The sequence below is a fragment of the Tumidithrix elongata BACA0141 genome, from assembly GCF_036349135.1.
In the GTDB taxonomy this organism is placed as follows: domain Bacteria; phylum Cyanobacteriota; class Cyanobacteriia; order Pseudanabaenales; family Pseudanabaenaceae; genus Tumidithrix; species Tumidithrix elongata.
Genome location: NZ_JAZBJZ010000052.1, coordinates 1 through 26,658 on the forward strand (window position 1 = coordinate 1; position 26,658 = coordinate 26,658).

The 26,658-nt window shown below is 43.5% G+C and carries 16 protein-coding genes; 9 read left to right on the forward strand and 7 right to left on the reverse strand.

Going from position 1 to position 26,658, the window contains the following annotated elements:
* Positions 1 to 246 precede the first annotated feature (246 nt).
* The 3 genes from V2H45_RS13640 to V2H45_RS13650 all read right to left on the reverse strand — a co-directional run bounded on the left by V2H45_RS13640 (position 247) and on the right by V2H45_RS13650 (position 4,235).
* On the reverse strand, positions 247 to 1,113 hold the full coding sequence (locus V2H45_RS13640) for a ParB/Srx family N-terminal domain-containing protein (protein WP_330484195.1): 867 nt from the start codon (positions 1,111 to 1,113) through the stop codon (positions 247 to 249).
* Positions 1,110 to 2,600: an AAA family ATPase gene (locus V2H45_RS13645; protein ID WP_330484196.1), complete on the reverse strand. Its 1,491-nt coding sequence runs from the start codon at positions 2,598 to 2,600 to the stop codon at positions 1,110 to 1,112. The genes V2H45_RS13640 and V2H45_RS13645 overlap by 4 nt, the downstream gene beginning before the upstream one ends.
* Before the next feature lie 111 nt (positions 2,601 to 2,711).
* Positions 2,712 to 4,235: a serine/threonine-protein kinase gene (locus V2H45_RS13650; RefSeq protein ID WP_330484197.1), complete on the reverse strand. Its 1,524-nt coding sequence runs from the start codon at positions 4,233 to 4,235 to the stop codon at positions 2,712 to 2,714.
* Positions 4,236 to 4,538: 303 nt separating this feature from the next.
* Here V2H45_RS13650 and V2H45_RS13655 point away from each other — a divergent pair, with 303 nt between their 5' ends.
* Both V2H45_RS13655 and V2H45_RS13660 read left to right on the forward strand, forming a co-directional pair.
* A complete protein-coding gene (locus V2H45_RS13655; RefSeq protein WP_330484198.1) occupies positions 4,539 to 6,587 on the forward strand; it encodes an alkaline phosphatase in 2,049 nt (682 codons plus the stop codon).
* A gap of 74 nt (positions 6,588 to 6,661) precedes the next feature.
* Positions 6,662 to 7,108 carry a carboxypeptidase-like regulatory domain-containing protein gene (locus tag V2H45_RS13660; protein ID WP_330484199.1) on the forward strand — a complete coding sequence of 149 codons (447 nt, stop codon included), beginning with the start codon at positions 6,662 to 6,664 and terminating at the stop codon, positions 7,106 to 7,108.
* Between the two features lie 134 nt (positions 7,109 to 7,242).
* Here the strand turns inward: V2H45_RS13660 and V2H45_RS13665 are convergent, their stop codons facing one another.
* From V2H45_RS13665 to hemE, 3 genes are all read right to left on the reverse strand, one after another.
* A complete protein-coding gene (locus V2H45_RS13665; protein ID WP_330484200.1) occupies positions 7,243 to 10,026 on the reverse strand; it encodes a valine--tRNA ligase in 2,784 nt (927 codons plus the stop codon).
* 127 nt (positions 10,027 to 10,153) lie between these two features.
* Positions 10,154 to 11,107: an NAD-dependent epimerase/dehydratase family protein gene (locus tag V2H45_RS13670; RefSeq protein WP_330484201.1), complete on the reverse strand. Its 954-nt coding sequence runs from the start codon at positions 11,105 to 11,107 to the stop codon at positions 10,154 to 10,156.
* 214 nt (positions 11,108 to 11,321) lie between these two features.
* A complete protein-coding gene (hemE, locus tag V2H45_RS13675) occupies positions 11,322 to 12,356 on the reverse strand; it encodes a uroporphyrinogen decarboxylase (protein WP_330484202.1) in 1,035 nt (344 codons plus the stop codon).
* Positions 12,357 to 12,543: 187 nt separating this feature from the next.
* On the opposite strand from hemE, the gene V2H45_RS13680 reads away from it, so the two are divergent.
* Positions 12,544 to 12,954 (forward strand): cytochrome c, encoded by a 411-nt coding sequence (locus V2H45_RS13680; RefSeq protein WP_330484203.1) that lies wholly within the window; start codon positions 12,544 to 12,546, stop codon positions 12,952 to 12,954.
* Between the two features lie 27 nt (positions 12,955 to 12,981).
* On the opposite strand, the gene V2H45_RS13685 is transcribed toward V2H45_RS13680, so the two are convergent.
* Entirely contained in the window at positions 12,982 to 16,974 is a 3,993-nt protein-coding gene (locus tag V2H45_RS13685) for a PAS domain S-box protein (RefSeq protein ID WP_330484204.1), read from the reverse strand.
* Positions 16,975 to 17,509: 535 nt separating this feature from the next.
* Here V2H45_RS13685 and V2H45_RS13690 point away from each other — a divergent pair.
* The 6 genes from V2H45_RS13690 to V2H45_RS13715 all read left to right on the forward strand — a co-directional run bounded on the left by V2H45_RS13690 (position 17,510) and on the right by V2H45_RS13715 (position 26,429).
* Positions 17,510 to 18,778, forward strand: a complete 1,269-nt coding sequence (locus V2H45_RS13690) for a two-component system response regulator (protein WP_330484205.1) — start codon at positions 17,510 to 17,512, stop codon at positions 18,776 to 18,778.
* 148 nt (positions 18,779 to 18,926) lie between these two features.
* Complete coding sequence (locus V2H45_RS13695; RefSeq protein WP_330484206.1) at positions 18,927 to 20,216, forward strand: hybrid sensor histidine kinase/response regulator; 1,290 nt, start codon at positions 18,927 to 18,929, stop codon at positions 20,214 to 20,216.
* 55 nt (positions 20,217 to 20,271) lie between these two features.
* Positions 20,272 to 21,366: a hybrid sensor histidine kinase/response regulator gene (locus V2H45_RS13700; protein ID WP_330484207.1), complete on the forward strand. Its 1,095-nt coding sequence runs from the start codon at positions 20,272 to 20,274 to the stop codon at positions 21,364 to 21,366.
* A 5-nt stretch (positions 21,367 to 21,371) separates the two neighbouring features.
* The gene (locus V2H45_RS13705) at positions 21,372 to 22,127 is read left to right on the forward strand and encodes a 4'-phosphopantetheinyl transferase family protein (protein ID WP_330484208.1); all 756 of its coding nucleotides are present in this window, start codon (positions 21,372 to 21,374) and stop codon (positions 22,125 to 22,127) included.
* Positions 22,128 to 22,562: 435 nt separating this feature from the next.
* The gene (locus V2H45_RS13710; protein ID WP_330484209.1) at positions 22,563 to 25,010 is read left to right on the forward strand and encodes a hypothetical protein; all 2,448 of its coding nucleotides are present in this window, start codon (positions 22,563 to 22,565) and stop codon (positions 25,008 to 25,010) included.
* A gap of 354 nt (positions 25,011 to 25,364) precedes the next feature.
* Positions 25,365 to 26,429, forward strand: coding sequence for a hypothetical protein (locus tag V2H45_RS13715; protein WP_330484210.1), 1,065 nt, complete (start codon positions 25,365 to 25,367; stop codon positions 26,427 to 26,429).
* Positions 26,430 to 26,658: the final 229 nt, after the last annotated feature.

Genomic DNA, 26,658 nt, shown 5'->3' on the forward strand with positions numbered 1-26,658 from the left:
GTCCCTTTACGCAAAGATCTCTAGGCGTTGCATTTCATCCTTGAATTGGCGAAGGTGTTAAAGCTTGATGGCGTTCAGACATATTTTGAAATGGCAGAAGAGGTGGATTAATATCAGCCAAAATTACCCTCAAAATTAGAGAAGAGATTTTTATGTTATCTCAATTTATCATGCATATAAAATTATGCAGCAATCTACTAGATTAATGGAATTTTAGTACAGGAAGACGTATGAGTTGAGTCATTATTACCAAACATCAATAATCTTTTGCATAGTGTTTTCTGTAAGACCATTAATTTTTGTAATCACATCCTCAATAGAATTATAAGGTTCTAACAACCTAACTTGATAAATTTTTTGAGAAAGGCTCTTAGCTGTTCTTACTCCACATTCTGATAGTTTTTGTTTGAGTTGGGAAGCATCGAAAGTATTGAACCCTTGAAGTACTATCTTCCCTTTTTCCTTTTCATATAACAATGTCTTACAAGGTTTTGATGGCAGCTTCAATAAATTATTTGCCAAAAAATATTTTTCTATTGATTGTCCGATTACAGTTGCTAGCTTGTCTTCAAGTTTATTTATTACTGCATCAACACTAAATATCTCAGATGATGGCTTTGCATTATTAGTAGTTTGCTCAATTTTATTAACCTTCTCTATTAATAAATTTTCAAAAGTGCTGATTTTAGTTTCAAAATTACTTATCTTGGTTACGACTGATCTCAAGATTTCGGCTGTTAGATTGCGATCAACACTTTCGGCTGTTTCATCTACTTGTGGCAAATCATCAGTAGCACTTGCTCGTAATAGCTCTATTTGCTCCTTGATTGCTGAACTTATAGCAGAGTTTTCAGAATCAATAATATATGCAGAGATCATCTCACCTTTACGAGGATCGATTTCTCTGGCTTTAACCGCAGCATAATATTCAAAATGACCATCAACAACTTCATAGGACTCCAAGCTAGTTCTGTTTAGGATTAATGGACTAATGATGCCTTCAGCTTTTAGGATTTCCTGTGCTAGCTTTTCGATTCGCTCACTATCAAATTCTGAGCAAGACTTTGAGGAGGTGATTTTCTTGACAGCTACAAGAGAAGTGGATAATTTCATTTCGACATTCCTATCTTTTCTAATACTTCGATTGCCAGCAGTTCAAACTCCTGAGCAGCCATTGAATCTGGCTTAAACTCAAATATAGATTTTGGGTCGGCAACCTCTAAGTCTCCGACAATCTGGATCATCTCTGCACATTTAGCTAGATCGTCTCGATCGTAAATGATTGAATCCATTAGCTCTAGCTCATATTTGGCAGGAATTTTCTGAAGACGAGTTGGCAATGTGTATTGTACAAACCTTGCATTGGTCGAAATTTTATTAGGTAAAACTCCGAGTATTTGAATCGGATTCTTGTTGATTTGCTTTCTAAATCCATTCACCTTTTTTATGAATTCCTTGACATTAACCAAACCTTGATTGGCATAAGGCTTCAGATCGGAAGGAATGATCAAGTAGTCACATGCAATTAATGCCACTCTTGCATATAAATTTAAAGAAGGAGGTGTATCAAGAATAACAACATCATATTGTTCTCCAACATCCTTAAGCTTTTGGGCAAGAATCATTCTGCTGTAATCAAGCTGATTTAATTCGTTCTCAGCATTCATTAAGTTGATATGTGCGGGAACCACATTAATTGATGGATCGCTAAAGTCAGACTTTCTTGCAACCTCTTCAATCGTATAGAAATCCTCTGACTGTAAAATGTGAAGAATATTAGATTCCTCAATATCATCAAACTCCTCGTCTTCAAACTTGACCAAACCAGTTGCAAACGTAGTATTGGCTTGACTATCGAGATCAACCACCAACACTCTTTTACCTTTTTTGCGAATAGCGGCAGCCAAATTAACAACTGTTGTTGTTTTGCCTACCCCACCCTTATTGTGATATATCGCAATTGTTTTCATTGGTTCTGCTCTTTTTTCTAAAGGAACTGGTTTTGATACTTGTGGAATCTTGGTTGACTTGCCATCTCTCAGACTAAAACTATCCTTCACTCCAATAGTTTCAGTTAAATCAGGGAGAGTATCTTTTGCTAGATTATCAGAAATCTCTTTTGTTTGAGCTACGGTAAAACTATTATTTTGCTGTAAGCTTTCTCTGCCAATAATAGCTTTGATTTCATCAATCCTAGAATTGATTTCCTTCCCATTGCATTGAAATCTCAAGCTAATGTTATCTATGGATCTCTCGTATATCCTGATTACCTTTCCATTAGTCAAAATTCCATATCGCACATTCAAACTAACTAAATATCGTTTGAGTCGAATGACATGATTGTCTAGTTTTTGTTTTGGATGCTTTGCTTCAAAGACAATGCTCAAAGGCGAATCTGCATTGAGCTTAAACGGAAGAACCTGTGAAGCAAAAGCTAGAAAATCTAGACGAATACTGCCAAAGCTTACTTCTTGATGCCAAGTTTCAGGAGAATATCCTAGCTTTGGTAGTAGATATTGAACAATTAACTTACTTTCAACTTCCGTCTCATTACGACAGTATTCTGGATTAAATTCCACATCTAGTTTTATTACCGACATTTTCTCGGGTTCAGCTAAATTTAAGATTTATTATGACATAGAATCAACTTTTGTAAAACTTTTCGCTCATATTAGGGCTCAACTCACTCAGGAAAATGGCAAGATTGATGTCTACAAAACTTCGATGCGTAGGTTAAAGCTGGTTGGGGCAGGTGAGGAAACCTCGATAATGTAATCGCCTGAGATGGGCAGACGCGCACTCAATTTGTTGTCGCCAGAAGCGATCGCTGCACCATTGGGAGCAATCAACGTGACGGTTGCCTGTCCTTGAAATATTGTGGCATTGAGTTGCTGTCCTTGTCCGCAATTGAGAACGTATTGACGCTTTTGATTGGGTGCAAGACTGCCACGCACGATCGCAGCGATCGAACCTTCGGCAAAGCTGACCCGTTCCAAACTGACGATCGCTGGAATATCTGGAGGTTTAGGCGGAGCGATCGGAGGAGGTGTAGGTGTAGGAATAGGAGTAGAAGTAACGGTAACAGTCGCAACTACCGTAGGCGTTTGAGTGGGCGTTGTCGGAGTCGCAGGGGATGAATTTTTGCTTTGAGAGGCATTCAATTCAAGCGTGGCTGGATCGCTTTTCAGGGGAGTTAGCTTGGTTACTACACCAAAAGCGGCTAAACCTACAGCAACCGTAGAGCCAACCGCGATCGCTGCCCATTGGATTGTGGAAAGCCCTTTTCTTTCTGGTGTCACCGCAACCGTAGGACGGTCATGGTTCGCGTGCAATGGACTGGGCGTCGTTGGGGGGGCGGCATAAAATCGCTCTTTGGGCTCGACTGAGACGGTTGGTAAGAGGGTTGGTAATTCTGACTGTGCCAAGGCACGCATGGCAACCAGTGCCTCCTTTGCCGATGGATAGCGTTGCGAAAAGTGACTGCGAATCATCTTGGTTAAGACTTCAGCAAATTCATCGCTGACAGTAGCGCGATCGCGCCAAATCATTTCGCCATTGGCATCTTCGGGTAGACTGTTGGGTTCTACACCCGTGAGAGTTTGGATCGCGATCGCGCCGACTGCATAGATATCGCTTGATAACTTGGGCTTGCCATTGGCTTGCTCGTCAGGCATATAGCCGGGCGTACCAATCGCCACGGTTAAATTGGTCTTTCCCTGCGAATCGACTTGGGCTTGATGGAACTGCTTTACTGCACCAAAGTCGATCAAAATCAGTTTGCGATCCTGATGGCGGCGCATCAGGTTAGAGGGCTTGAGGTCGCGATGGATAATATTTTGGCTATGGACAAAATCGAGAATTTCTAGAATTTCAAGTAGCAATTGGATGGTTTTGGGTTCGCTCCAGCGATCTCCACGCGTAATCTCGCGGCTGAGGTCAAACCCATCAATAAACTCTTGCACCAGATAAAACTTGCCATCTTCCTCAAAATAGGCAAATACTTTGGGTAATTGGTCGTGTAGCTGCCCCAGTTTGTAAAGAATCTCTGCTTCTTGTTGAAATAGTCGAATTACCTCAGCATTTGTTGTTTGTGGGTGCAGACGTTTAATTACGCATTTTGGCTTTGGGTTCACAGGAACATCCAGATCCTCTGCCAAATAGGTCGAGGCAAAACCACCACCACCAATGACTTGAAGGATTCTATAGCGATTCCGAAGCGTTTGGCCGACCTGCATAGTTTTCACAAATAAGCATCCAACAAGATTGTACTGTCTTCATGCCTTAGTGAACTTTGCTCCCTTTAATTCTTCCTTAAAAATGAAGCTCGGAAATCTAATTCAGTAATTTAATTCTGTTCAGGTGGGGTAACTTTGGAAGAGTCACAGTATTGATCCGAATATTCAAAATTGATCCGAATATTCAAAATCAAGCTTTATTGTAGATGCGTCAAATTCTACACTTCCTTATCCTTTGCTTAACCTTGGTAAAACAATTTTCATGTTTTGATGGATTGAGTAAACGGTTACAGTAGCTATGCGATGAGACTCAATCATTACTTACTAAACTCCCTACGTAAGATAGCAGGCAATTTAAAGCTTACCGTTATCGTTGTAGGGATAGCTTTATCTTTTTGGGCAGCAAACTTCGCTTTCGTGCAAGATGTTTGGGCTAAGGAAATGCCTGCTATTGGGAAAGTCCGAATTTGGCCGACGAATAACACGATATTTTTGGTAAATCAGCGCTTTGACCTGCGTATTGAAAACACCATCCCAGCAAAAACGGCTCCAACCTTGCAAGCGCTTACGATTAATGGGAAAGACTATACCAAAGAGTTTCAGCAACAAATCGCCAAGCAACTTGCCCTGCCTGGTGGCAAACTAGAAGTTGGGTTACCTGCCGATCCCAATCTATTTGGACAATCGTGGCGTAACTTTACGTTCGAGCAACCGGGGAGCTATGAGGTTATCGCTACGCTCAAAGCCGATAACATCTCGGTCATCGCGAAAAATACCTATAAGGTACAGCGATTTGAACTCACGGGCGAGGTCAACAAAATTATTCTCGCGATTGGAGATGGTATGGGGAACCCGTTACGCACGGCGGGACGGATTATGGCCTATGGTTTTCAAGATGGAAAGTCAAAAGCACATCTGAGTATGGAATCCATGACCGAACTCGGATTAGTAAGTACGTCTTCCCTCGATAGTATTATTCCTGACTCGGCAAATACCGCGATCGCATTAACTTCTGGAGCCAAAACGATTAATGGTTCTTTAGGGGCTTTCCCAGATAATACTCCTAGCAACCCTTTAGACAACCCTCGCATCGAAACGCTACCCCAGTATATGAAGCGCCTCTATGGATGGGGAATCGGCTTCGCCACAACAGCTTTTGGCGTTGATGCTACCCCAGCGTCAACCTTCGCAAATTTGGTTTCTCGCCGTCAATACGATGCGATCGCGCAACAACTTCTCGATTACTTTGAGGATGGCTATTCCCTCCCCAAAACTGGATTTAAGGGTCTGGCTGAACTCAGTCAACCTGTAGATGTAGCATTAGCTCCGGGAGCGCGGTACTTTTTGCCTAAAAGTAAAATCGCTGATTTTAAAGATAAAGTATCTCGTAAAGACGATAAGAATCTAGTTGAAATTGCTAAGGGTAAGGGTTACAGCATCGCTACAGATGTAGATACCCTCTTAGCTGCCCCAAATAATAAACCCCTTCTTGGCTTGTTCCTCGGAGATTTTCGTCCTAAATCGGCTTTGGGCGCACAGAATATTCCCTCGGTACTAGACATTATGATCGCGAGAGGTAAAGCCACAATCGACGGACGTGGTGCAGAATCTCTAAAGCCACCGATTCCTAAGGAATTCGCCAAGATTCCAACCCTACCTGAAATGACCAAGAAGGCAATTTCAGTTCTCAATACGGTTTCACCGAAGGGATGGATATTATTGGTGGAATCTTCTCAAACTGACAAACTTGCCCATTCCATCGATACCGATCGCGTGTTATATGAAGTTCTGACCTTAGATAAATCCGTGGCGATCGCTCGCGAATTTGCACAGCAAGATGGCAAAACCTTAGTTCTTGTTACCTCCGACCATGCCCAAGGTCAAACCGTGGCTGGCACTGTGGATACGCTCGCTATCAAGGAAAAGCGCGTCGATCTGAAAGATGCACTTCATGCCTTTGAAAATGCAGGCTTTCCTACCTATTCGGATCTGGATAACAATGGCTATCCAGATGAAGCTAACCCTAACATTAAATTAGTCTTAGGAGTTTCGGCTCGACCTGCCTTTCGCACAAACTTTCTGACAGATGACCTGAACTTAAATCCTTCTGTTGAGAATGATGGTTCAACAGTAAATCCAGAACGCGAACCAGATGGACTCTTGTTGACCGCAGATCTAGAAAGGAAAGAAACCATTGCCAATCATACTGCCGATGATGTCGTTCTCAATGCTGAAGGGCCTGGTAGCGCACTATTTCGCGGCTATTTGGACAATGTGGAAGTATTTCAACGTATGGCGGCAGCTATTTCTGGTGCGAAAGAGCGTGCCGAACTGCCAAAACTTCTAGAATAGTTTTCTTGTCGAGCTTTCAGCTATTAGCTTTTGGCTTCCGGTATAATAAGTAATAGATAGTTGGTGCAATCACGATGACTCGTCTTAAGAAATTTATATTTCAAAATTCCATGCTTCCTTCGCGAACCCGATTTTGGCTCGCTAGTTTATTCGGAATTGCTTTACTGACGATCGCTGCGATTGTCGAACCCGTTTACAGCTTTTTGGGACACTCTCAAGGGAACAGTGTTCTCTATGGCAAAGTTGCCGACACGCGTAGCTGGGCAGGGAAAACTGGAGATAGTTTAATCGAGCACGCAAAAGTGACGATTAACTCGTTGCCACCTCAAACCACCTTCACCGACGAGAAAGGACAATTTTGGTTTAATGGCTTGCGAGATATTTCTTATTCTATCAGGGTAGACGATCCTTCCAATCGCGATCGCCACTACTCTTTTAGTATTAGAGTTGATGGCACAACGGGTACATTTTTCGATCTTGCTGCTGAGGAACGCCACAACTTAAAAGAGCTAGATTACTAGTTTCAAATTCACTACTTATCTTATGACGTGATATGACTTGAGTAGAAAATCTGCTCAAGTCATTTTCGTTTGCCTGCATCGCATCAATCTTTGCCAGTGTAAGAAGCTCGGCTGTATTGCTCTTATTTCAATCCTTATTTGTTGGCAGTCAGTTGCTCCAATCGCGATCGCAAGATTGTCTGTTGTTTGAGAGATTCTTCGAGTTCAGCTTGAGCTGTTGCCACGACTTCGAGGGGAGCTTTCTTCACATAACCTTGGTTGTTTAGCCGAGATTGTAGAGAAGCGATCGCACCTTCCAACTTAGTCAGACTGCGTTCTAGTTTGCTCTTTAACTGGGCAATATCGACCACACCTGTGAGCGGAATAATCACCTGCACTGTACCGACTACACCCACAATCGTTTGCTCTTCAGTTTGTTCCGAAGAGACAGGAGAGGAGGTTTGAATCGTTAGGGTTTCTACCCGAGCTAAATCGAGGAGATAGGTTTGACCTTCTGCGAGCAGTTTCTGTTCGCGATCGCTTTCGGTTTGCAAGATGACGGTAATCTTCAGGCTAGGTTTAATCTCTGCTTCGGCTCTAAGGTTGCGAATTGTGCGAATTACGCCTGTGAGCAGTTCAAATTGTTCTTCTAGTTGGGGATCGATCGCATTGCGATCTGGTTCGGGATAGGCTTGTAAAGCGAGGACATGCTTGTTGTCTTCGGCTTCGACGGGATTGAGGATTTGCCAGATCTCTTCTGTGATATGAGGCATAAATGGATGCAGGAGTCGCAGGATTCCATCTAAAACGTAGGCAAGGGTTTGTTGGGCGACTTGACGAGATGCAAGTTTGGGAGAACTCGATTGCACGGTAGGATCGTCTTGCAGTTGTAAGCGAGACTTGACGAGTTCGATATACCAATCGCAAAAATCGCCCCAAATAAATTCATAGAGTCCCTTTGCTGCTTCGCCCATGCCATACTGCTCGAGCTGTTGCCGCGTCTGCTGTACCACCTGATGGAACCGCGAGAGAATCCAGCGATCGCTTAATTCTAAATTGGGATTTTCTATGAATTGGGGAGGGATTGGGCTGAGATCGTCTTCCAAATTCATCAAAACAAATCGCGAAGCGTTCCATAACTTATTGGCGAAATTACGAGCTGCTTCCACATTGGAAGACTCATCGGTCTTGCGATTGTAGTCTAGGCGAATATCTTGACCCGCACCTGTGACTTCTCTCACGAGGGCAAAACGAAGGGCATCGGTTCCATATTTATTGATCAACAGGAGCGGATCGATGCCATTGTTCTTAGACTTTGACATCTTTTGATTATTCTCATCCCGTACCAGTCCGTGAATATAGACCGTATGGAACGGCATCTTACCCGTGAAATGCTTTGCCATCATCGTCATCCGTGCCACCCAGAAAAAGATGATATCAAAACCCGTCACCAACACGCTGGTGGGATAGAACGTCTCTAAGTCCTGCGTTTGTGTGGGCCATCCCAGGGTGGAGAACGGCCATAGCCCCGAAGAGAACCATGTATCTAAAACATCGGCATCGCGCTCTAGGGTAATCTCTTGTCCATGCTTTGCCTGTGCTTGTGCCAGTGCCTCTGCTTCTGTATGTGCAACAAACACATCGCCATCGGGCGTATACCACGCGGGAATTTGATGTCCCCACCATAGTTGGCGAGAGATGCACCAATCTTTGAGTTTTACCAGCCAATCGCGATAAACTTTACCCCAACGCTCGGGCACAAATTGAGGGGAGTTGTTCTGGTCGAAATCCTGTAGGGCACTGTCTGCTAGAGGACGAATCTTCACGAACCATTGCGTAGAGAGAAATGGTTCCACGGGTACTTTCCCTCGTTCCGAATAGGGAACTGTGGTTAGATAGTCTTCGATCTTGTCCAATAGATCGAGAGATTCCAGCTTCGCCACCACATTCTTTCTGGCGACAAATCGATCTTGCCCCTCAAATTCGCCACCATTTTCATTAATGGAACCATCTTTATTGAGGATGTTAATCATGGGAAGATTGTGGCGTTTCCCTAGCTCAAAGTCATTGTAGTCATGGGCTGGCGTAATCTTGACACAACCCGTGCCAAATTCGCGATCGACATAATCATCTCCTACAATTGGAATCTCGCGATTCATCAATGGAAGTGTTACAGTTTTACCAATTAGATGCTTGTAGCGATCGTCATCAGGATTCACGGCTACGGCTGTATCTCCCAACATCGTTTCAGGGCGCGTGGTTGCCACCACTAGGTAACCACTTCCATCTGTAAGTGGATAGCGGAAGTGCCATAGATTTCCTTTGACTTCTTGATTGTCAACTTCCAGATCCGATACGGCTGACTGCGATGAAGGGCACCAGTTTACTAGGTATTCGCCTCGATAAATCAAACCTTCTGTGTGAAGGCGAACGAATGCTTCGGTTACAGCCTCGGAGAGACCAGCATCCATGGTAAAACGTTCTCTCGTCCAATCCGCAGATACGCCCAAACGGCGGAGTTGCTTGACAATTGTACCTCCAGATTCGGCTTTCCATTGCCAAGCTCTCTCAAGGAATTTATCGCGTCCTAACTCTTGTCGCTTAATTCCTTCTTTTTTTAATTGCTTCTCTAATAGTGCCTGAACAGCGATGCTGGCGTGATCTGTACCAGGGAGCCAGAGCGTATTAAATCCCTTCATGCGATGATAGCGAATCAGAATATCGATCAATGATTCCTCAAAAGCATGTCCAGTATGAAGGCTACCCGTCACATTGGGCGGTGGAATCATAATCGAATAAGCAGGGCGGCAGGATGCATCCCCGTTAGGGGAATCGCTTTCGGCTTCCGCAGCAAAGACGCCTTGCTCTTCCCAATACTTTTGCCATTTGACTTCGGTTTCATGGGGGCTGTATTGCTTGGGCAGATTATCGATATTCATAACACGCGAATTTAGATTGGGTTAGGTATTGTGGGGTGCTGTAGTGGCTGAGCATTCGGGGCTTAATTTCTTGGCTCGGAAAAAACCTATATTCCGAATGCTTAGCCCTTGGGTGGATCGGATGTACCTATGATTTCCCAACCTCAGCAAAGAGATTGGTAATGCGAGGATATTTAGAAGTTAAGCCAAAGGTTTCAGGCGTAACGACATCATAGGTGAGGTGGCGAAGTTTCACATTAAATAGATCCCATTCTGCCACTTCAATTTTAAATAATTTAATGATTAGGTTAATCAGTGTAGGCGAGAGATCGATCTGCCAGCCAATGCGCTTCTGATAAAATTCGCATACCTCAGCGATCGCACCGTTTACGGTTGACTTTGGCATCCCCATTACTAGGCGCGTGGGTAGATGTTCGCAGAACTTGGGTTGGTCAGCCGTAAGCAAATAGGTAATAATTTGGGCGATATCGCTGCCGTGGATATAATGAAAACTGCCCTCACCTTTGACGAATCGGATATATTTCACGTATTTAACAATATCCTTTAGCCCTGCTGAGATATGAGAATAGGGCTTATCCGCTGCCCCACCAAATACCAAGGTTGGAAATACGGTAATTAGCCGTTTGCTGATCGGAGAACTTTCCAAATATTCCAAACAATCATATTTAGAGCGAATGTAGTCTGTACCGATCTCTCCTGCCTCTTTGAGCAGTTGATTGTGAGAATCGAGAATACTTGCCGTAGAAAAATAAATGGCACGCTCGCAAACTTCAGGATCTAAGGCATCAAATAATTCATGAGTTTTATGCACATTGGTTTGAAATACTTCCTCTGTGCCGCCCCAGCAAGCTGCCGTACTCACGACATAGTTCATCGTAGCAAGTAAAGATTTATATGCCCCAATATTCGACATATTGTCTTCGATCACCGTTACTCCCGATCTGATGCTGAGATCGGTTTTGAGTTTGGCGCGATTTCGCACGAGCAAATAAAGCTCATAATCGGTCTGATGTAGCAAAGACTCTACCAGATAGTGACCTACACAGCCACTCGCACCCGTAATAAAAACTTTTTTTGCCATATTTAAATATCTAACTCTTTCTTCTTCCCCCTATCACAACAAGATTACCCCACCCTAGCCCTCCCCTTGCAAGGGGAGGGAACAGGATCTCTGGTTTTCCCCCTTTGCAAGGGGGAATTAAAGGGGGTGAGTTGGGGGATCGTCCTCAAAACAATAACGGGAGCGCAGCCATTGCGCCCCCATCTAAAGAATTATGTTGTAATCCTCAGAGCAATCAAGCCAATCCTTTGACCGTCTCAAAAAAGAAACGTGCATTTTCTTCAGGCGTTGTGGACAAAATGCCATGCCCCAAATTCATGATGTGACCTTTATTCCCAGCTTTTTGTACCACATCTAAGATCCGCTCGCGGATATAGCTTCGATCGGCAAAAAGAACGCAGGGATCGAGGTTGCCTTGTACGGGTATGTGATGACCGATGCGATCGCGTGCATCGGCAAGATCGACCGTCCAGTCAACACTGATAATATCTACACCAGACTTAGGCATAAGGTCTAGCACACCTGCACTGCCACTAATGTAAAGAATCATCGGCGTATCAGGATATTTTGCCTTTACCTTATCTACAACCATCTTTTGATAGGGCAGAGCAAAAGTTTTATAATCCATGGGGCAAAGATGTCCTGCCCAAGAGTCAAACATCTGCACCACTTGAGCGCCGCACTCAATCTGATGGATTACATAAGTCCCAATCATTTCGGCGAGTTTTGCCAAAAAGCTATGGACGATCGCTGGCTCTTTGTAAGCCAATGATTTGATTACAGAATAATCCTTAGAACCTTTCCCTTCAACCGAATAGGCAGCTAATGTCCAAGGTGCGCCAACAAAGCCGAGGATCGTCGCTTGGTCCTTAACTTCTTCTTTGATCGCGCTTAAAATCTTACGAATAAAAGGAACCGCAGTATCGGGATCGAATTCCTTAAGAGCATCAACCTGCGCTTGGGTGCGAATGGGCGACGCGATAATTGGCCCTCTACTTTCAATAATGTCAAAGTCGATCCCAATTCCTGTAAGGGGAGTGAGAATGTCGGAAAACATAATAACGCCGTCAGGTTGGAAGGCGCGAAATGGTTGCAGAGATATTTCGGCGGCTAATTCAGGAATTTCTGAACGCTCTCTAAAGGTTGGGTATTTATCACGCAGATCTCTATACACCTTCATGTATCTACCTGCTTGGCGCATCATCCAAACTGGCGGACGATCTAGCACTTCGCCTCGCGCAGCTCTGAGTAGGCGATCATTGCCTCCCATAGTTAATTAATCCTAATTCACTTAAAATCTTGACATTGATTATTATGTCTTAATCTGGACGCTCTATAATAAATGATCATAAGTGTTTGTACTTTCTTTAAGATATGTTATTTAGATTAAAGTTTTTTTGTGATTTCTCAATTTCTGCTTCGATTGTTCTTTAACCCACTGGTTCAGTGATATTGCTGTGAGTAATGATGGATTAAATTCAGCTACTGTAGCTCAGCCAGAGTCAGCCCGATCGCCTCAACAACGGCCTCATCAAGGGTTAGTAATTCTTGGTATAGCCCTGGTTCTGATCGCGATCGTTTTGATGGTGTGGTTATTTCGTCCTCATACCGATCCATATACCGAATCTGTTTTGCAACTTGATGGCGATGCCAATAACGGCAGATCGATGTTTGTAATGAATTGTGTAGCCTGTCACGGACAATGGGCAGCGGGCGAAGTTGGGCCGAGTTTGCGGGGTGTATCTGAGCGTTTATCGCGATCGCAACTCATCCATCAAGTCGTCAGTGGTGAAACTCCACCCATGCCAAAATTTCAACCAGAAGCAAGGCAAATGGCAGATCTTTTGAGTTATCTAGAGCAGTTGTAATCAGGTAATATTTCAGGAAATCTATTTTCAACCTATTCCATCAACATATTTTTGGCGATGTACTTGTAGGAGTTCAACCACCAAACGATATTGCCCATCGATGCTAGAAATTGTTTCTACAATATTTTGAAATTTACCTTCCTTAATTTCTCCTTCGACCGTTTTACATAATTCTGCTAACCTTATTGCCCCAATCGATGCGCTAATCGCTTTGAGGGTGTGGGCTGCATGGGATAGCTTGGTTAAATTGGGTGAGTTGCTTAAGTCGGTAAATAAAACAATTTGTGTCACGAGCTGTTGTGAATCATCTAAATAGATATCGATCATCTCTACAACAGTTTCATCATCTGACATATTTCGAATTGCCTCTAGGGCTTTAACGTTGATCACGGCTGTCTTATTTTGTTCAGTTGGGTTTAGTTCAGTTGAGATAGATTTTGTTTCAAGCTGGTTATATGGGGCATTAGGATTCTCTGGACTGGTTGTAACAATTTTACCCATCGTTAAATCTTGAAATTTCCTAAAAGCTGTCGCTAAGTTCTTAAGCGTTATAGGTTTGCTAATATAGTCATTCATCCCTACATTTAGACATTGTTCGCGATCGCCTCTAGTAGCATTTGCCGTTAAAGCAATAATATATAGAGATTGATAGTTAGTTTTACTTTGTCGAATATATTGCGTTGTGGACAAACCATCCATTTTGGGCATTTGTATATCCATTAAAATCAAATCGTAGATTTTACGATCTAATGCTTCGATTACGGCACAGCCATCACTCACCACATCTGGGTAATAGCCTAGTTTCTCAAGCATTAAGATGGTAAGTTTTTGATTGGTAGGATTATCTTCAGCTAGCAAGATTTGTAGAGGATTTTGTCGCGCTAGCTCTTGCTTTTGGATCTCGCCTAAGGGAATTTGTGTTTGTGCTTCTTTTCGCTCCAGACTTTGAACGATCTGCGATTCATCCACTTGGCTAGCAAGGGATGCCCCATAAATCGTGAAGTAAAATGTCGCGCCGCGATCGTTGCGTACTTTTCCCATGGACTCATTTTCCCAGACTTCCTTTTTCCACTTTAAGGGTGGATTGCCCTCGATGCACCCATGGCTGACTACCCATATTCTCCCTCCCATCATTTCGACCAATTGCGCGCAGATTGCGAGTCCCAAACCAGTGCCTCCGTATTGACGCGTAATCGAAGCATCAACTTGGCTAAATGTCTTGAATAATCGGTTGAGCCGATCGCTGGGAATACCAACCCCAGAGTCTTGGATTGCAAACTGAATTTCGTAGGGGACGGCAAGGGAAAAGTAGGGACTCGATAGGAGCTTTAGTGAATTTGCTGGTTCTGTTGTTGTACCGCTTAGCTCTGTTGCGGTAACCGAAACATTAACCTCCCCTGATTCGGTAAACTTAATCGCATTACTAACTAGGTTGATTAATATCTGCTGCAATCGTGTCGTGTCTCCCACAATATAAGCGGGTACTTGCGCATCTAGCGTAAAGTTTAAGAATATTCCTTTCTCTTTGGCTTTTACTGAAAGTAGATGGTTTACCTTTTCTATCGTGTTTTTGAGCTCTAAAGGCTGAATCTCTAATTCCAAGTTACCTGATTCTACTTTTGAGAAGTCGAGAATATCATTGATAATCTTGAGCAGAGAATTCCCACTATCTCGAATGGTTTCAGCTAAATCCTGTTGCTTTTCGTTCAACTCCGAGCAAAGTAGTAGTTCTGTCATGCCTAGCACTGCATTCATCGGTGTACGAATTTCGTGACTCATCATGGCTAAAAATTCACTTTTGGCGAGATTGGCGATCTCAGCTTCACTTTTGGCTCGTTTGAGAGCATTGTTGTTGATGCTTAGCTCCTGTCGCTGTTTGGTTTCATGGGCTAACAGACTTGCTTGGGCTAGGGCTATACCTACTTGAGATGTGATCGCTTCGAGCAGTTCAATCTCTGCTTCTGTCCATTCCCGAAAGCGATCGCACTGTTGCAGACCAATCAGACCATTAGGTTTCCCTTGATAAGAGGTACGTACTGCTAGCATGGATTTCATCCCTACATGCTCGCACATAGGTCTAGCTAGTTCTAAAAGTGGATCGGTAAAGACATTCTGGGATGCCACTGCCCGATCGCTGGCTAAAACTTTTTGCGCGTGAAAATTTCCTTCAATTGGCACAGTCAAATTGATGACGGATGAGTAATCAGGCTCTAAATACTCGCAGAGAAATGGCATTTGTGGCACTGGCTCATTTACATAACGGTGAATCACACAGCGATTTACGGCAAAAGTCTGCCCAATTTGGGTTACGGCAACGTCAAGCATCTGGTTAATATCTAGGCTTCGGCGAATTTCATCGGTGATTTGCTTGAGGAGTAGCGATCGCTGGAGTTGTTTCTGTAACGCGATCTCTACCTGTTTGCGATCGGTGATATCCGTATGAGTTCCGATTACCTTGACAATCTTGCCATGTGCGTCCTTGATGCCCTCACCGCGCGACAAGATCCAACGCAAAGAACCATCTTGATGAATCATGCGATATTCGCAGACATACTCATCGATTTGTCCGTCTAGATAATGGCGCATTTTGTTCGCGGCTATATTGCGGTCATCCTGGTGAATATAGGAAGGCGTCCAGAGCTTGACATAATTACTAGTTTCCTCCCCGTTATAGCCTAGTAGTTTTTTAATATTTGGATCGATATAAAGTTTTTGAGATAAGATATCCCACTCCCACACGCCCACTTTCGCGGCTTGGGTTGCTAGCTCATACCGTTTCTCGCTCTGTCGGAGTTTTTCTTCATTTTGTCTGCGTTGGGTATTATCCCTACCAATTCCGATGCAATAGAGAAATCGATCGTTCTTATCTTTAATGCTAGATAGATTAGATATATATAAGCGATCGCTACCATCACGATGTTTAATTCGATGCTCAACGCCAGAGATTTTTGATTCTCCCTCGATTAAGCGATGTAAGCCATCCAGATAAATGTCTATATCTTCAGGATGAACAAATGGAGCGAATGGACGATCGATGACATCTTCGAGGGGATATCCCAGCATGTCAGTAAAATTTTGGGAAACATACCCAACCGTACCTTGAGGTGTAAGTGTATAAATAATATCGTTAGCATTCTCGACAATGCTGCGAAATCTGATTTCACTCTCCCTGAGGGCTTCTTCGGCTTGCTTACGTTCCGTGAGATCTTGATTAATTACTAAGACAAACTCTACGGAGCCATCTTCAGCATATTCAGGTAGAAAATGGGACTGATAACTTCTGAGACCGATAGAAGTGGGAAAATCAAATTCAATTTCTTCTTCTTTACCTGTATCAAATACTTTTTGTAGACAGCTATCCCATAAATCGGCATAGTATGGTGGGAAGTTGAGATCTTGATGCGTTTTACCGATAAAGTCTGGATGGGCAATGGGAACTAGATTTTCAATGCGTGGGGTGACATAAACAAACCGTAAATTACGATCGTAGCGGCAAGTGATATAGGGAGAGTTTTCGGCAAGGGTTCTAAATTTGCGATCGCGATCGGACTCACAGTTTAACAGGGCTGCCTGGGTGACGATGCGATCGCTGGCTTCATCGCCCGATACAAGATTTGGGGGCTCAATTTGCTTTTTGAGAAATTGTAATGACAAATGGGTATCAATCCGTGCCAGCATCTCTTCAACTTCAAAAGGTTTAGGTATAAAATCTACACCACCTGCCTTGTATGCTTTACATCTTTCCGCTATATCTTGTAAATCGCCAAGAAAGACAATCGGAATCTCGCAGCTTTTTGCTTGAGACTTTAATTGCCTACAGATCTCATAGCTATTGATGCCATTGATGCTTACATCTAGCAAGATCAAGTCTGGACAGTACTGCTGAACTGCTTTTACCACTGACTCTCCAGATAAGGCGGTTTGCATGTCATATCCTTGCGCTGCAAACATCTCGGCTAAAAAGCAAAGGCTCTCTGGCTCATCATCAACCACTAAAATTCTAGTCTTACTTTTATTCATATGCCGCTGCGATCGAGGTTGTTGGTGAATAAAGCCTCAAGCCGAGAACTAACTTTTAAGAGTTCCTCATTAAAAATTGTAATCCTGCACTTGGTCATAAAAATTATTATGCGTTCCAAGTTTGAGATGGTCATTAAGGAGAATTTACAAGCGTATATACTTGCGTATAATGTTTAATGTCAGTAGCAGTAAATTGTCTAAGAGCTTTAAATCAAGTCGGTTCTAAATAATGAGATTCCTTTGGGGTTTCTTCATTATTCTTATCGCCAAGACATCATTGTTTTTCAAGTCACTGTGTGATTATAAACTTGTAAGGCTTGTTAAAATTCTGTAAAAATTATCTAAAACTTTACCAAAACACCTAATGCAAGTCAAAACTTAGGTAGACTGAAGTCTCTGGTAGATTAAGGTTAAATACCTCCTACTCCCATGAGGTTATCTTGAGCTAGTTTCCCCTAACTGTATGTAAAATCTTTTGTGATTTCGTGCATTTTAATTTTAATACGTTCATTTCTACCTTTAGCTACCTCGACTAATGAGCACCAATCAAAACTCTACATTTGAAATCCCTAAAGAAAATGAAGCATGCATTCTGATTGTTGATGACACCCCTTATAATTGCCAACTGCTCTCTACAATGCTATCAAGGCAAGGATATAAGGTTCTCAAGGCAGAAAATGGGGAGAGAGCACTTGCTCTAGTCGATCGAGAAATTCCAGACTTGATATTACTAGATATTCGGATGCCAGATTTGAGTGGTATAGAGGTCTGTATCCGTTTAAAAGATAATCCCACAACTGCTGATGTGCCCGTAATTTTTATCAGTGCCATTGACGAGGAATCTGATAAAGTTGAAGCCTTTTCGGTGGGTGGAATTGACTATATTAATAAACCTTTTCACCTTGCAGAAGTCCTAGCGCGTGTCCAAACCCATCTCAAGGTTCGTTCGCTACAGTCACAGTTGCAGGAGCAAGCTATGCTCTTGAAGTTGCAAAACATTAGCCTACAGAAAGAACTCTCGACACTCTTGGGTGTTGATAAATCGCTCCACGAAGATTTACAGTTAGCCTTAGAAAAAGAACAGCTACAACTGTACTATCAACCAATTCTCGATCTCGATACAAAGGTAATTCGAGGGTTTGAGGCACTGATTCGATGGCAACACCCCGAACGAGGATTTATCTCTCCATTAAATTTTATACCTCTTGCTGAAGCGACTGGTCTAATTGACCCTATTGGTAAGTGGGTAATTCATCAGGCTTGCTCTCAGCTTTATCTTTGGACCCATCAGTTTTCAGATGCCTCAGCCTTGACCATCAGTGTCAATGTATCGACCAAGCAGTTGGCCAATCCAGATTTAATCGATCATGTGCAAAAGGTTTTGCAAGAAACGAAAATTGCGCCAAATACATTAAAGCTAGAAATCACGGAAAGTAGCGTGATGAGCGATCCCGATCATGCTATGCATATTTTGTCAAAGTTACAAGATTTGGGCGTGCAGTTTTATATGGACGATTTTGGGACGGGATATTCTTCGTTAAGACGGCTAAATGATTTTCCCATTGATGTCTTAAAGATTGACCAATCATTTATCAAGCAAGAGGAATGGGTTGTGGTCAATGCGATTTTAATGCTTGCCTTTGCTTTAGATAAAGAGGTAATCATAGAAGGAATTGAAACAGAAGATCAATTGAAGGCTTTAAAAACGATGGGTTGTCGCCACGGTCAAGGCTATCTGTTTAGCCGACCTTTGGATATTGAAGGGGCAACAAAATTATTGGCTAAGCAGTTTGACAAAGAGTAAGGTTTTTGGGGATTGTGCTAGGTACAGTTGACAAAGATATATAGCACCTAAACGAGTTGTCATTCATTTGTCGGGCAGGTATCTTGCCTGCGCGGGCTAGAAGCTCGTACTACGTTCATAAACAATTAAGGAGCGCTATAGATACTCAATGGATAAGAGTCAAGATGATAGAGAACCAGCTTTTAGTTCAAGTATTCTCATTGTTGACGATACACTGAGCTATTTGGAATTGTTGGCTACAGTCTTGACAAGGCAGAAATATCGGGTGAGCCGAGCTACAAATGGCTATATGGCTTTGGCGATGGTAGAGAGCGATCCCCCTGATTTGATCTTGTTAGATATTCGGATGCCCGATCTAAATGGGCTTGAGGTTTGTACTTGGCTAAAAAAAAATCCAAAGACTTGTGAAATTCCCGTAATTTTTATTAGTGCGGTTGATGAGGCGATGGATAAAGTAGAAGCTTTTTCGGTCGGCGGCGTTGATTTTGTCAATAAACCGTTTGAGTTGGTGGAGGTACTGGCTCGCATCGAAACCCATTTAAGATTGCGATCGCTTCAATTACAGTTACAAAAACAAAATATTACGCTACAAACTTCAGCAGAGGTTTTATCCAGATCCTTAGAACAAGAGAGAGAACTTAGCAAACTAAAGTCCAACTTTATTTCATTGGTCTCCCATGAATTTCGTACCCCACTTACTACAATTCAGAGTGCGGCTGAGTTACTTGAGCATTATGAATGGTCGCGAGAGGAACAGATCGAGCAGCTTCATCAAATTCAGTCAGAAGTTCAGCATATGACGGAGCTGATGGAAGACGTTTTGCTGTTTAGCAAGGCTGAGGCTGGAAAGCTGAAGCTCAAACTGTCGCCTGTAGATTTATGTAAATTCACGGTGCGAATTGTAAAGCAATTTCAACTGGGAATGGGGCGTTACCATCATATTAACTTGTCGGTACATAAGTGCTTAGATATTCATTCAGGTGGTAACAGTGAGGAAAAGATATCGCGATTCTATGATGACTTAGCCCTCAAGTCTCAAGATCATATTAATGATATTAATGAAGATATTGTAGAGGCGATCGCTCTTGTCGATGAGAAGCTATTACGACAAATTCTTACGAACCTGCTGACTAATGCTGTTAAGTACTCTGGCAAGGGCAGTGAAATTGACTTTGAGTTGACTGTCTCTCAAGATAGTGCCACTTTCTTAGTTTCCGATCGCGGCATAGGGATTCCTGAGGAAGATCAGCCCCATCTATTTACTTCGTTTTATCGCGCCCATAATGTGGATAATATTCCTGGTACTGGGTTGGGGTTATCGATTGTGAAGCGATGTGTTGATATCCATCAAGGTACAATAGTGATGTCTAGTCAATTGGCAAGGGGAACCACGTTTACAGTTGTTATTCCCTTACATATCGACTCGCTAAAAGACTGATGTGTTAATCGATATGTCATTGGGGTAGGGATTTCTTACAAGCAGGTGAGAGGGTATGAAAAAGATCTTAATTATTGAAGATAGCCAAACCGTCTTAGATAATATGGCTAAGATGCTAAAAGCGGAAGGCTTTTGGGTAGTTACTGCTGAGGACGGTGAAGTTGGACTAGAGCTGGCAAAAAAGCATCTTCCTAACCTGATCATCTGTGATGTGATGATGCCCAAACTTGATGGTTTTGCCGTGTTGACATCCTTGAGGCAAGATCCGACGACTGCGACGATTCCATTTATCTTTTTAACGGCTAGATCGTTTAAAGATGACATTCGCCAAGGCATGACCCTCGGCTCGGATGATTATTTGACCAAGCCCTTTACTCGGGACGAGTTAATTGCCGCGATTCAGGCGCAGTTTAAAAAGCAAGAAACGATTAATAATTTCTTTAGACAAAAGCTCGATGGGTTGCGGAATAACATTGCCCAATCATTACCCCATCAACTCCTCTTTCCTGCGATCCAGATTATCGGGCTATCTGATATTCTCGTGCAAAACTCCCATGCTATGGAAGCCCATGAAATTCCAGAAGTTGCTAAGCGCATTGGCAAGGCAGGCAAGGATTTGCATGACATGATTAAAAAGTTTCTGATGTATGCAGAAATTGAAACCATCGATCTGACTTCTGAGCAGGGACAACAGTTGCGTAAGGCAAAAACTACCTTCGCCGAGATCGAAATTTCAACGCTGGCTAAAGAAATTGCGAAAACTTTTGGTCGAACAACCGATTTGATTTTGGAGCTAGATGGTGCAACGGTTCAAATCTCCGATCATTATTTGGAGGCGATCGCGAGGGAACTAATTTCTAATGCATTTAAATTTTCCGTTCAAGGGACGCCTGTAACGGTAAAGAGTGCGTCGAGCGATCGAAAATTTGTCTTTTCAGTTGGCGATCTAGGGCAAGGGATGTCTGAAGAGCAGATTGCCGATCTGGGGGCATATATGAAATTTGAAGATAAACTCTATGCTAAGCAGGGAAGTGGTTTGGGGCTAGCGATCGCAAAACGATTAGTAGAGTTGCATGAGGGGAGCTTAGAGATCGAGAGTATTCTTTACGAGCAGACGACGGTGACTGTGACCCTACCCATTGCTACATAAAAGCGATGCGAGTCAAGTATTCATCTTTTCAATCGCTAAACTTACAAGCCCATGAGGTTCATCTCTGGTATGTCGATCTTCAGCTAACCGATCGGCTATTAGAATTCAAAGCTATCCTATCGCCTGACGAACAGCAACGCGCCGATCGCTACAGGTTCGATCTACATCGTCAACGCTTTATCGTTGCAAGAGGTCATCTACGCACGATCCTTGGTCGCTATTTAGATATTCAACCCACACAGGTACAGTTTACCTATAGTCCCTCGGGCAAACCGCAATTGGCAGATCGTCTCTGGGGGGCTTCTACCATGGGTGCTGGAAATTTGGAGTTTAATCTATCCCATGCCGAAAATCTGGCGGTTTATGCTGTGACTAGTAATCGAGCGATCGGAGTTGATGTCGAGTGTCAGCAACGCCCTATCGAAGATGTGGAACAATTGGCACAGCGTTTTTTTAGTAGGCAGGAATCCGAGAGACTCAGAAGCCTACCACCGCAAGAACAGCAGGAGCTATTCTTGCAAATTTGGACGCTAAAAGAAGCCTATCTCAAAGCAACGGGAAAGGGTTTAGTCGATTTAGAGCGCGTACAAACTGATTGGCAAGGGGAAAGATTGGTGGGGTTGGTCTTTCCCGATCGCGAGCAGACTTGGCAGGCTCATCAGTTCCAACCCCAGCCTGATTACGTAGCAGCCTTGGTTGTTGGTGGTGCGATCGAGCGATTGATTGAAATCGTTCCTGACGGTGCGATCGCTGCTTTATAAAACGTAATTGCTCAACTTAGTAAAATCAACAAAAAATGACTGTCAAAAAGTCGATTTTACCTCTATTTTATCTATATATCAGCAAATTATCGTTTGACAAATGAGAATGGTGTCATTTAGCTAGTTTTTGAGACAATTTATAGGCTGAAACCCTGATTCCTTCTAGGTTGAGCAATTACTATAAAACTTCTATCCTTCCTGTTGGGTAAGGGCGAAACTCCTATAGTCACGGTATTCCTTGATTCCAATGCACGCGACGACGAACCAACCCCAAGTGCTTGAAATAGAGATTAGAAATTTGGGAGCTAATCAAATTTTTGTTGAGAATTGCAAATCTAAACCTGTCCTCTGTCATGATTAGAACTTACATTCAATTGCAATCGTCAATTGCAATCGTCAATTGCTATTGGATTTTAAGTATTTTAGGTGGATGTGATGAAGATATTTAGTAAGCGATATCTATATATTAGTAGTAAGCGATATCTATATATTATTAGTAGTATCTCTTTGGCATTATTCGTCTCAGGCGCTGTCTGGGGAGTTACATCTAAACGGTTTGAATCTCAGTCTGTTACCATTCCCAGTCCCATTGAAGCCCTACGTCAAGCCGATCTCCTCAGTCCAGCCGAACTTACTGAGCTAGAAATTGATGAAGTCATTCGCGATCGCTTGCGCTTCGATCCGCAATGGCAAGAAATCGCTCAGGCCGTGCGTCAAGATTTAATCGTACTCAAATGGTCAAAGCAGCCACTTACTAATCCGATCTGGAAGCGGTATGGTGCGAAAGCCTATCCCCTGCTTGCCTATTATGCGCGTTCTCGCGATCGCTTGCGACAAAGGTATGGCATGGCAGGGATTCGCAGTTTAGGCAAACCCTACACAACGCTTTGGTTGACGCAGCGGATTAAGCAAAGGCTCCCTCGACCAGATATGGATGTATTGACCGAAAACGTCGAGTATCTCCTCAATCAATCAGGTACTACGACTCCCTATGACTCGAAAGACTGGGAAAAAGACTTTGGTTTAGATGAACCTGAAACACGCGATCGCTTGGTGCGTCTTGCCCGTATTGGACTAGAACCTGAATCTTCCCCAACCTATTACGATCAGTTCAACTTAGCCTTCTTGCAGCGATTGTTGGGCTATGAGGCTGTCGCAAACCATCGTGTCTATCCAGATCGCCAACTGAAACCTTTCGCTCGTTTATCGGAATGGCTCCAGTTTGAATCGCTAGAGCGGCCTAACAATCTGCAAATCGAGCAAGCGATTCATTTTTATAACAGTCTGCCAGAGCAGGCACAGGATTACATTTTGATCGAACGTCTGGGAAAACTCAAAGCAGGCGAGATTACCAACTTCGCCAGAGCCTTTTTCCGTCAGATTGCCGCGAATCTTGATGCTCCCGATCGGGCATGGGCGATCGCGGAGCTAGATCGTCATAGCGATCCCGTCGGAGAGGAATTATTACAGAAGATCGTTAACGGCGACTTGAGCCAGCTTTATCCCCTCTCTCGTCCTGTCGGCTATGAATCTTACTCAGAACGAGGCTTTTATGCCTACTATTTGCTGTTAGGGATTGTAGACAAGTATCCACAGTCAAAATATACCCAAGGTTGTCGCGAGTATGGCAATCTCACGGGCAAGTCCTATTTTGATAGCGAACCACGCAGTCAGGAGATTTTGGTTCGCAACGCCCGCATGACTCCCAAGGAGCGCAGTCAAAATTGGCAACAGTGGCTAAGTCGCTACCCCGACCACCCTGGGGCTGATGATGCCACCTACTTGTTCGCTCGCAGCCTACAGGCACAAAATGAAGTGATGCCGGCCTTACGCCTGTGGGTCAAAATGATGGTGCAGCCAATGGGCGATAAAGATGCTGCGTATCTAGCTTGGCCCCACGTTCGTGCCTTGTTAGATGTGGGTCTGACCACCGAGCAGATAGAAATCCTTCTAACCGAGCCTGAAATTCAACCGATTGCACCCCTATTCCAATATGCCTTGGCTGTTCGCTACGCGCGATCTCAAAATTATGCGAAGGCTTTGCAGATCGCTCAAACGATTCACTTGACAGATATGCCCAAGCGGGTTCTCGATACCTATTATCAAAACTTTCAATGGTGGGAAGCAGGCGATCGATCTGCCAAAGTCATTCAAGAAATGCAAACGATGTTGACCGAGCAGCGTCAGCGTTGGCAAAAACTATTGGCATTGCAGCAAGAGAATACCCCTGAAGCTCGTTATCGTCTCGCCTCTGATTGGGCAGGTAAAGATGGCTGGAAGAATGGGTACTTACCCTTTTGGGATGGTTTTCGTCTCTACCATCTTCCGACTGGAGGCTGGGGAGATGATGAATGTTTAGGCTGGTGGATCTGTAATACCAAACTCCGCTCAGCGGATATCGTTCGCTCTACCTACCAAGCCTCAAGCCAAAATGCTGTGGCTCTGTCGCTCTATCAAAGTATCCTTGATGATGCCAATACACCACCCAGCCTACGAGAAAAAACTCTGTATATGGTGGCGATGACCCTACTCGAACAATGGGAAGAGCATGACTTTGGCGAAACTGTGGCAATTCACCCACCTGCGGGGATAACAAGCGATCGCTCTACGATTGCTTCGTTGAAATTTGGAGCCTACCAAGACTACCAAAATCGAGAGAAGCAAATTCAAAACGATTATCAGCGCCGTATCGATAGTATTATTTCAGAATTGCAGTTGAAGTTTCCTCAGAGTACTTACACTGACGATCTGTTATTTTCTAGCTTCTTTCTCAGCGATCGCCCTAGATATCTAAGTCGTTTGATTGAGCGATATCCACAAAGCGATCGCGCGGCTGAGGCAAGATTTTTGTTAGAGCACCTTCCTAGTAAACTGGGCGAATAATCTCACGACATCTTATAAAGAGGATGCTAAAAGCTAGACTCTAGGCTTAGAGACATTTCTAGGCTAACAGATAGGCTTCGCGACTTCGTTTGTGAATGGGTTCATTCAAGCAATTCCTCTGTCTCCAACCCTAGATCTGAGCTAAAGACTCATATTTTACTCCCTAATTTAAAGGTGGACTCGAATCTATTTTAGAAAGATTCCATCAAAACTCTTGCGAAGTGGAACGAAAGATGATAGAAGAATAGAATGAATTCTCTCTTTTCTTCATGACATCACTTTATGGCATCGTAACAAATGACATGAATGCAGGGAGGAAAACTGCCAACAACTTATCACCAAAGGGTTTCAATTATGGGTCTTGATTTACCAACAGCATCCCTAGTCGCTTATCAAAAACAGCTTCAAGAGTTTCTTGAAGCCAACGAAGAAAAAGTTTCTCAAGCTCGCGCTCAACTCCAAAATGTTGAAGCATTGCTAGCATCTCTACCAGCCACAGTAGCGAAAGCAGGTAAAAAAGTTGCTGCTAAGGTCAGTGCAGCTGTCGTTGAATTAGCTCCTCCTCCTGCACCTGTTAAAGTGTCAAAAAAGGAAGCCAAGGCTGCTGCTGCTCCTAAGAAGGCTGAGGCAAAAGCTGCAAAGCCTGCGGGTAAGCCCGGTAGACGAAGCAGTTCGATCACATTGCGTAGTGCCTATCAAGGAAGCACCTTGACCGAAGCGATCGAGAAGGTTCTACAAGAACGTAAAGGTCAATATGTCAATGCTGATGGGGTTGTCGATGCATTGTATGGAGATTTGGCTGAAGATGTCTTGAAAGTAGCTAAAGAGCGCGTCACCAAAAATCTATCTAAGGGCAAGATTGAAGGTAAGTGGGAGCGCGTACCCGAACAACTAGGCTATTACACTCTATCTCTGAAGGATGCCTCTGCTTCTGCGGCGAAGTCTACAGTAAAGGTCGCAAAAACAACCGCTAAAGCCGCCGCAAAAACAACTGCTAAAGCTACCGTAAAAGCAACCAAGAAGGTAGAAGCAGAGCCTAAAGTCTCTAAGAAAGCTGCTAAAGCTGCTCCTGCTCCTACAGCTAAGAAAGCTGCTCCTGCTCCTACAGCTAAGAAAGCTGCTAAGGCTCCTGCTAAGGCTGAATCTGGACGTAGTGGCTCAATCAAGCTCCGCTCTTCCTATCAAGGTAGTACCCTCACCGAAGCGATCGAGAAGGTTTTGCAAGAGCGTAAGGGCGAATATGTAAATGCTGATAGTGTGGTAAAGGCATTGTATGGCGAACTCACTCCTGATGTCTTTAGAGTTGCTAAAGAGCGTGTCACCAAAAATCTGTCTAAGGGCAAGATTGAAGGTAAGTGGGAGCGCGTACCTGAGCAACTAGGCTACTACACCCTATCTCTAGCTGCGATTAAGGCATAGGTAATAGGTATTCATTCGTTCATTGTGGGGTTAGCTGTAGAAGTTAACCGCAATGGATGGCTGATTAGGAGGCAGAGGAAAAGCAGGCAGACTGAAGCATCTATATTGATTTGTAATTTAGTATCAACCTGAAGTTATGTCGGCTTTTCCAAATCGCAATCTTACCCCTTATCAATTTGACTTAAATTTTCGACGCATTTAAACTTAAGCTTTTCATTTTTAGTTCTGT

Coding starts and splice junctions, on each gene's coding strand:
- V2H45_RS13640 (WP_330484195.1), bottom strand. CDS start 1,113: ATGAAATTATCCACTTCTCTTGTAGCTGTCAAGAAAATCACCTCCTCA.
- V2H45_RS13645 (WP_330484196.1), bottom strand. CDS start 2,600: ATGTCGGTAATAAAACTAGATGTGGAATTTAATCCAGAATACTGTCGT.
- V2H45_RS13650 (WP_330484197.1), bottom strand. CDS start 4,235: ATGCAGGTCGGCCAAACGCTTCGGAATCGCTATAGAATCCTTCAAGTC.
- V2H45_RS13655 (WP_330484198.1), top strand. CDS start 4,539: ATGAGACTCAATCATTACTTACTAAACTCCCTACGTAAGATAGCAGGC.
- V2H45_RS13660 (WP_330484199.1), top strand. CDS start 6,662: ATGACTCGTCTTAAGAAATTTATATTTCAAAATTCCATGCTTCCTTCG.
- V2H45_RS13665 (WP_330484200.1), bottom strand. CDS start 10,026: ATGAATATCGATAATCTGCCCAAGCAATACAGCCCCCATGAAACCGAA.
- V2H45_RS13670 (WP_330484201.1), bottom strand. CDS start 11,107: ATGGCAAAAAAAGTTTTTATTACGGGTGCGAGTGGCTGTGTAGGTCAC.
- hemE (WP_330484202.1), bottom strand. CDS start 12,356: ATGGGAGGCAATGATCGCCTACTCAGAGCTGCGCGAGGCGAAGTGCTA.
- V2H45_RS13685 (WP_330484204.1), bottom strand. CDS start 16,974: ATGAATAAAAGTAAGACTAGAATTTTAGTGGTTGATGATGAGCCAGAG.
- V2H45_RS13690 (WP_330484205.1), top strand. CDS start 17,510: ATGAGCACCAATCAAAACTCTACATTTGAAATCCCTAAAGAAAATGAA.
- V2H45_RS13695 (WP_330484206.1), top strand. CDS start 18,927: ATGGATAAGAGTCAAGATGATAGAGAACCAGCTTTTAGTTCAAGTATT.
- V2H45_RS13700 (WP_330484207.1), top strand. CDS start 20,272: ATGAAAAAGATCTTAATTATTGAAGATAGCCAAACCGTCTTAGATAAT.
- V2H45_RS13705 (WP_330484208.1), top strand. CDS start 21,372: ATGCGAGTCAAGTATTCATCTTTTCAATCGCTAAACTTACAAGCCCAT.
- V2H45_RS13710 (WP_330484209.1), top strand. CDS start 22,563: ATGAAGATATTTAGTAAGCGATATCTATATATTAGTAGTAAGCGATAT.
- V2H45_RS13715 (WP_330484210.1), top strand. CDS start 25,365: ATGGGTCTTGATTTACCAACAGCATCCCTAGTCGCTTATCAAAAACAG.